The organism is Zarconia navalis LEGE 11467 (assembly GCF_015207075.1).
Classification (GTDB): domain Bacteria; phylum Cyanobacteriota; class Cyanobacteriia; order Cyanobacteriales; family Geitlerinemataceae; genus Zarconia; species Zarconia navalis.
In genome coordinates this window covers 1-7,067 of record NZ_JADEXN010000277.1, presented here as the reverse complement: position 1 = coordinate 7,067, position 7,067 = coordinate 1, and the positions used below count along the sequence as shown (strand labels likewise).

Sequence of the window (7,067 nt, the reverse complement as noted above, 5' to 3'; positions counted from 1 at the left end):
GCAACTTAAAGTACGAGACCTCCAATTTTCCGTTTCGATTTGCGAGAAAGTCCAAGTTTTAAGTGACTCAAGTGGCTTAAATTCAAGGCCGCACAGAAAGTTGCACATCACGTTACTACCAAACCAATACTTTCGCCTCGTACTCGGGCAAATCGATGAGGATATTGTCATCCCCCGATTCGAGATCGTAATCTCCCGTCCATTCGTGCCAAGTCCCGTTCGCCGGGAAATTGGGAACTCGATAGCCTGCTAAAAATTGCCCGGAGAAATTGGCAACGACCGCGACACGAGAGCCTTTGTCATTCCAGCGCGTATAGGCAATCACCCCAGATTCGGCATCTTCGTGAAAGAAATCGATATTCTCGGTGTACAGTGCGTGGTTATTCTCGCGCAGGTGAATTAGACCCTTGCAATGCTCAAATAAATTGCGATTGAGGTCGTTACCCAATAGGGTCCAATCGATTTTCGTCGGTTCCGGGTCGAGGATGTGATAATCGCCAAACTCTTCACCCATCCAAACGAGGGGAATGCCAACAGCCGTCATCAACAAGACCATCCCCAGCTTGAGTCGCTTAAATGCCGCTTCGTCGAAAATCTCTCGATTGGCCAACTCCACCATCAACCGTTCGTGGTCGTGATTGGTCAGGTAGTTGACGACGTTGGTCGCCCCCAAAAACCCCTGACGCTTGCAGTCGAGAACTTCTTTGAGCTGTTCGAGATCGAAGGTATCGCCGCAGATATGCGCTTTGACGGTGTCATAGAAACTATAGTGCCAGCAACCATCCATCGGGCCGTCAAGATTGGTAATGCTGGTGGTTTCGGGGATGTACTCGGCTACGTTGTAAAACGGTTTCATTCCGGCCGTCTTTTTGGCTTCTTCGACAACCCAGTGCATGAAATCGTAGTTGTCAATTTGCCGCGCCGCATCGTAGCGAACGCCATCGATGTGGTATTCCTGAATCCAAAAGCGTACGGTATCGCCGATAAACTGCCAAGCAGGTTTGACATCGAGATTTTCGTCGTAGTGTTCGTAGTTAAACTCCGGCCCCCAGTTGTTTTCGGGGTCGCGAGGTTCGTGATAGTACCAGTAGTCGTGGTCGATTTGCGTTAGGGGACTCGAAGCTTCCGAATGGTTGTAAATTCCGTCCATGATGACCCGAATGCCTTTGCCGTGACACTCATCGATTAAGCGTTTCAAGTCTGCCGTGGAACCGTAACTGGATTCGGTGGCGAAGAAATATCGGGGGTTATATCCCCAACTGTAGTCTCCAGGATACTCTTTGACGGGCATCAGCTCGATGGCATTCACTCCCAAATCGCAGAGATAGTCTAATTTCTCGATCGCGTGTTGGTAGTTTCCTCGCAATTCGGCATCGTCTTCGCCACCCGAAAAGTCGCTGATGTGCAGTTCGTATATTACCAGTTCTCGATCGGACGGTAGGGGTTTGTCGTCATGCTGCCAAACATAGGTATCGACTATTTTTTCACCATCTTTGATGCGGACGATGCCGTTTTGAGTTGGGTCGTCAATATCGGTGGCATAAGGATCGACGACATCGACCCATTCATCTTCCTCGAAAAACCAAGATTTCGATCGCACCCGAAATTTGTATTGATATTGCCCATCTTCTAATTCAACTTGGGTACGGAAGTATCCGCGCTCGTCTTTTTCCATGAGAATTTCTTCCCAGTCAGAAAAAGAACCAATTAAGGCTGCTGCTTTGTTGTAAGGCGCAAATAACTTAAATTCGATGAAGCTACCCATGAAAGTTTTTTAAAACTCTATGGTCTATAAAATATTCTGTTTTTTAGGTCGCATCATCTTCCTATAGAAATATTTTTGAAATTTGCCCGAGGAAAAATAAGGAGAAATTCATCGTCTCTTTCACGTGAGTCCGTTGAAATTCTATCTCTTCGGGTAAAGTGGAGAGTTGAGACGATCGATCGTCCTCCAACACCTCGATCGATAAATCCAGTTACTTCTGTTTCTCACTCACAAACGTTTCGCATTGATTCAAACCTTCCGTTGCCACCGCAAACTCCTCAAACACTTTTGCCAACTCCAACTCCCCCGATTTAATGCGATCGATAATTTTCTCAACTTTTGCAACCGTTTTTTCGTGATTCTAGTTTTTGCTCGTTTTCGCTTTTGCTGTGATTTGTTTTCCTCCTAATTTCACATTCTTTATTATTAGACATTTCCAAAAATAAAAGTCAATTTCAATCTAAAAATTGCGGTCGTAAACTTTTACCCCAGATCCAAATTTTCTCGTTCCCTAGTTCTTATTTTCCAAAGATGTCTAGACCTTTAGGTATCAGCAAATAGCTTTTGAATAAAGCAGGTTCGCATTCGTTGAATTTAAGTTCTCTTGCCAGATTTAAGACTTCTAAGTCTTTTCTGATGCTGATTTGAAGCTGGTGGCTGGTGGCTGGTGGCTAAATGCTTAAAATTATAAATCCTGACGCTCTCCAATTTTTGGATTGTATTTCTTAAAAATTAGACTAGATTTTTCAAAATCTTCTTCTAATCGAGGTTGAGCTAAATACGCGGCTTCTTCTTCCGAAAGTTCTTCGTAAGCTATCTCTTGCGCTACCGCACTACCCCAAACGCCAATTATGACAGGATGAGACACCGTTTCTCGGAACTGACGCAGTTGAGAAATGCTATCTTCAGCATACACTGTTAACTCTCCAAATTCCTCACTAAAATATTGTCCATCGCACTCTTCCGTCCAGATAAAATAGGCTCCTGTTTCGTAACATTCTGCCATCATTTGCATCAAACTAGTTAGGCTAGAGTAGGACAAAATTGGCTCTTATCCTTTGGGACGAAACCAGACGGGAGAACTGTCAATTTCTTCCTCTTCGCAAATGACGTAATACTCACCTGCTAGCCAGAAAAGAGGCAGTTGATGGAGAGGTTCGCAATTTTTACGATACACCTCAACCCAGTCATGACAATTTTTTATGGCTTCTTCTAACGAGTAGAATCCCCAAAATGGAAACAGTTCGACTCTGGAACCTCCATCAAAAAATTCGTATAATTCGCGAACTTCTCGTGGAATTTTAAAAGGTAAATTTTTTAGTAAAGTATCAATACAAGCAAAATTAAGACCGGGATTAAAATTATTGTCTAAAGGTGTATTAACTTCAATCCAGTGCTTAATTCGTTGTAGCGCCTCGGTTAATTCTGACATTATCCATATAAATATATAGCGGTTATCAATCTGTTGAAGTACAGAGTTTCTGGTTTTCGGGAATGGGGAATGGGCACTTCGACAGGCTCAGTAACCAGGAATGGGGAATGGGGAATAGGAAATAGAATTTGGGTGTACCTCACAAGACTGAGAATTGCTATAAAGGTTTTTAATCGATTAATCCCCCTCCAAAACCTCGATCGATAAATTGAGTTGTTTCTGTTTCTCATCCAAAAACGTTTCGCATTGCTTCAACCCCTCCGTTGCCACTGCAAACTCCTCAAACACCTTAGCCAACTCCAACTCCCCCGACTCAATTCGATCGATAATTTCCTCAACCTTCACCACTGTTTCCTCGTAATTCCAGTTCTGTTTCGCTTTAGCCTTAGCCATAATTGTCTCTTTCTTCTCTTTATTCCAACTTTGCGCTCTTCGTGCCTTTGTGGTTCCTTAAAATTATTTATCCCCCAAAATCTCGATAAGTTTCACCCGAATCCGTCCCTCTCCCAACTGCACCTCCAATACATCATCCTCCTGCAACCCAACTGTCGATCGCACGATTTCCCCGTTTGCCGATCGCACTGCTGCATATCCCCGACTCAGCACCCCTTGGGGATCGAGAGTTGCGAGCTTCTCCGAGAGTAACTGACACTGCCCCGTTGCCCCTTGCCACCGCGATCGAGCGGCGCGAATTAGCCCCTGGCGCAGCCGTTTCAGCTCTTTTCGTTCCCAATCGAGTTGTTGGTCGAGGGATAGCTTTTGCAGGCGATTTTGGAGCTGTCGTAACCGGTTGCGTTCTGCTTCCAGACGGGCATTTGCCGTTGCCGCCAGCGCCTCAATCCGCGCCTGATGTTCCTCCCGCAACCCCTCGAGAGACGGAACCACTAATTCTGCTGCCGCCGTTGGTGTATGGACGCAGACATCCGCCGCTAAATCCGCCAGGGATTCGTCTCGCTGGTGCCCAATTCCGGCAATAACCGGAATCGAGCAAGTGGCGATCGCCCTGACAACCCGCTCGTCGTTGAAACAAGCTAAATCCTCCACCGAACCCCCACCCCGCGACAGAATCAGCACCTCGGCGCGTCCGTCTTTTTCCACTCGCGCGATCGCCCCGGCAATGGAATCTGGCGCGCGATCGCCCTGGACGATCGCCTCAGACAGCAGCACCCGCAGTCCCGGATACCGCTGTTTGAGCGTACGCTGAATATCCCCCCAAGCCGCCGCCCGGCCAGAGGTAACCACAGCGATGGTTTGAGGGTGAGGAGGAAGCGTTTTCTTGTGGGCCGCATCGAACAATCCTTCGGCTTCGAGGCGGTTGCGAAGCTGGCGATATCGCAGTGCCTGTAACCCTTCCCCAGCGGGCAACACCTGCCAAACGCTCAGTTGATACTCCCCCCGCGCCGGATAGACGCGGATGCTGCCCAACACCAAAAACTGCTCTCCACAAACCAGATCCGCCGCCAGTTTTTCCAACTGCGATCGCCACACCACACAGCGAATCGTGGCATTCCCCTCAGTGTCGCGCAGGGTGAAAAACGTGCCGCTGCGGTGGGCGTTGGTGCTGGAGACTTCCCCCGTTACCCAGACCTGGCGCAGTTGGCGATCGTCTTGCAGCAGGGCTTGAATGTACTCTGTTAGCCCTCCCACGGAAAGAGCGGTATCGGTAATCGGAGAATTGGCAATCTGGGAATCGGACATCATCATCCTGGCAGTGGAATTTTGACGGTAGCAAAGGGGCGATCGCTCGGGCAACCTGCACTCGATCGAGAATCTCTCTAAGATATCGCGGATACTCCCGAGTTGGTGAAAATTGTTCTAAAATCAATACAGTCGCTCACAATATTGATTCCCCTGAATTTTGTGCCCAAACTGAAAGCTTTTGTCAAGTAGGTATGGCCGTAATGTTCTCCCACTCCTATACCCCTAAACTAGAATAGGGAAACGAGAACAGATGAACCAGAGATCGAACCTTCATAACAATAGATTTATAAACGATATAGAGGCGAAGCATGGCCACTGCAACGACTAATGCGATAACGGGAAATCCCGAGAAGCAAAAAGCGCTAGATTTGGTGATGAATCAAATCGAGCGCTCCTTTGGTAAAGGGTCGATTATCCGCTTGGGAGATGCCACCCGCATGAAGGTGGAAACCATTCCCAGCGGGGCGCTGACCCTAGATTTGGCGTTGGGTGGCGGTTTGCCCAAGGGACGAGTTATCGAAATATACGGCCCGGAAAGCTCTGGTAAAACCACACTCGCGCTACACGCGATCGCCGAAGTCCAAAAAGCGGGGGGTATTGCTGCATTTGTGGATGCAGAACACGCCCTCGATCCCACTTACGCTTCTGCGGTGGGGGTGGATATTGCCAACTTACTGGTCTCCCAACCCGATACCGGGGAAATGGGCTTAGAAATCGTCGATCAGCTAGTGCGATCGGTGGCGGTAGACTTAGTGGTGGTAGACTCGGTGGCCGCCCTGACCCCACGGGCGGAAATCGAAGGAGACATGGGCGATACCCACGTCGGCTTGCAAGCCCGTTTGATGAGCCATGCCTTGCGCAAAATTACCGGAAATATCGGTAAATCTGGATGCAGCGTCATTTTCCTCAACCAGTTGCGCCTGAAAATCGGCATCGTCTACGGCAACCCCGAAACCACCACCGGGGGGAACGCCCTTAAGTTCTACTCCTCGGTACGCCTGGATATTCGCCGTTCCCAGACCTTGAAGAAGGGAACCGAAGAGTTCGGCATTCGCGCCAAAGTCAAGGTGGCAAAAAACAAAGTCGCGCCGCCGTTTCGGATTGCCGAATTCGATATCCTCTTCGGTAAAGGCATCTCCAGCCTCGGCTGTTTGCTCGACCTTGCCGAAGAAACCGGAGTCATCAACCGTCGCGGTGCTTGGTACAGCTACAACGGCGACAACCTCGGACAAGGCCGGGACAATACTATTGCCTACATGACCGAAAATCCCGATTTTTCCGCAGACATCGAACGGCAAGTTCGAGAAAAATTGGAGATGGGGGCAGTGGTTTCGGCCAACTCCGTTGGGGTGGTGGCTGAAAAAGATACCCCTAATGGGATCGAAGTTGAAGAGGAGAAAGATCCCACGAAGAAGAAGAAGTAATCGAGTTTGGCCTCGATTCGGATTCTTAGTTGGTACGAACCCCGAGGCGATCGCGATCGCCTCGGGGTTATCGCCAAATACGGCGCAAATTCAGCACGAAACCCGGTAGGATCTCCTCACCGGAAAGTTGAGTGGGATTATCGAGAACTTCGACTTCTCGCCCCGGACGATAGATGTAAACTTGTCGGTTTTGGGTTCGGCAAGCGTTGTTAGCATCGAGAGTTACCCGGAAACAATAGAGGCCGCAGATGGAGACAAAGAGGGAAAATTCGGGCGATCGCTCTTTCGTGCAAGTTAGCAGATACGTCGATCTTAAAGTATCACCCCATCAAAATGACATTATCGATGACGTGAACGATGCCGTTATCCGCTTCGATATCAGCCGCGACTACCGTCGAGTTTTTGACTTCAAATTCATCGGTACAGTCGATCGGAATCGGCGCGCCTTCGAGGGATGTCACCGTTTCCAACTCGGCTAAATCCGCCCGATTCAACTTGCCAGAAACCACGTGATATTTGAGGATGCGCGCCAGTTGGGGGGGGTTTTGCACCAGGGTTTGCACGGTTCCGGGAGGCAACTTGGCAAAAGCATCATCGGTGGGTGCGAACACCGTAAATGGGCCGGGGGATTGCAAGGCTTCGACTAAACCCGCTGCTTGGACTGCTGCAACGAGGGTGGAAAAGCCTTCGGTATTGACTGCAATTTCAACAATATTTGCCATGGGAATGGGGAATGGGGGATGGG

At 48.9% G+C, this 7,067-nt stretch carries 7 protein-coding genes and 2 pseudogenes; 1 reads left to right on the top strand and 8 read right to left on the bottom strand.

Annotated features, from left to right (window positions below; genetic code table 11):
• Positions 1-115: 115 nt before the first annotated feature.
• From IQ235_RS14585 to xseA, 6 genes and pseudogenes are all read right to left on the bottom strand, one after another.
• Positions 116-1,765: an alpha-amylase family glycosyl hydrolase gene (locus IQ235_RS14585; protein ID WP_264322171.1), complete on the bottom strand. Its 1,650-nt coding sequence runs from the start codon at positions 1,763-1,765 to the stop codon at positions 116-118.
• A gap of 211 nt (positions 1,766-1,976) precedes the next feature.
• Positions 1,977-2,108, bottom strand: a pseudogene (locus IQ235_RS14580) (exodeoxyribonuclease VII small subunit); the annotation flags it as partial.
• A 342-nt stretch (positions 2,109-2,450) separates the two neighbouring features.
• Positions 2,451-2,807 (bottom strand): hypothetical protein, encoded by a 357-nt coding sequence (locus tag IQ235_RS14575; RefSeq protein ID WP_264322170.1) that lies wholly within the window; start codon positions 2,805-2,807, stop codon positions 2,451-2,453.
• A 9-nt stretch (positions 2,808-2,816) separates the two neighbouring features.
• On the bottom strand, positions 2,817-3,197 hold the full coding sequence (locus IQ235_RS14570) for an SMI1/KNR4 family protein (protein ID WP_264322169.1): 381 nt from the start codon (positions 3,195-3,197) through the stop codon (positions 2,817-2,819).
• 177 nt (positions 3,198-3,374) lie between these two features.
• Entirely contained in the window at positions 3,375-3,590 is a 216-nt protein-coding gene (xseB, locus tag IQ235_RS14565; protein ID WP_264322168.1) for an exodeoxyribonuclease VII small subunit, read from the bottom strand.
• A 63-nt stretch (positions 3,591-3,653) separates the two neighbouring features.
• Positions 3,654-4,949: an exodeoxyribonuclease VII large subunit gene (gene xseA, locus IQ235_RS14560; RefSeq protein ID WP_319592597.1), complete on the bottom strand. Its 1,296-nt coding sequence runs from the start codon at positions 4,947-4,949 to the stop codon at positions 3,654-3,656.
• 257 nt (positions 4,950-5,206) lie between these two features.
• Between xseA and recA the strand changes: the two genes are divergently transcribed.
• Positions 5,207-6,322, top strand: a complete 1,116-nt coding sequence (recA, locus tag IQ235_RS14555; protein WP_319592596.1) for a recombinase RecA — start codon at positions 5,207-5,209, stop codon at positions 6,320-6,322.
• 67 nt (positions 6,323-6,389) lie between these two features.
• Here recA and IQ235_RS14550 read toward each other — a convergent pair.
• Positions 6,390-6,515 (bottom strand): annotated as a pseudogene (locus IQ235_RS14550) (Uma2 family endonuclease); the annotation flags it as partial.
• Between the two features lie 127 nt (positions 6,516-6,642).
• On the bottom strand, positions 6,643-7,044 hold the full coding sequence (locus IQ235_RS14545) for a fasciclin domain-containing protein (RefSeq protein WP_264322172.1): 402 nt from the start codon (positions 7,042-7,044) through the stop codon (positions 6,643-6,645).
• Positions 7,045-7,067: the final 23 nt, after the last annotated feature.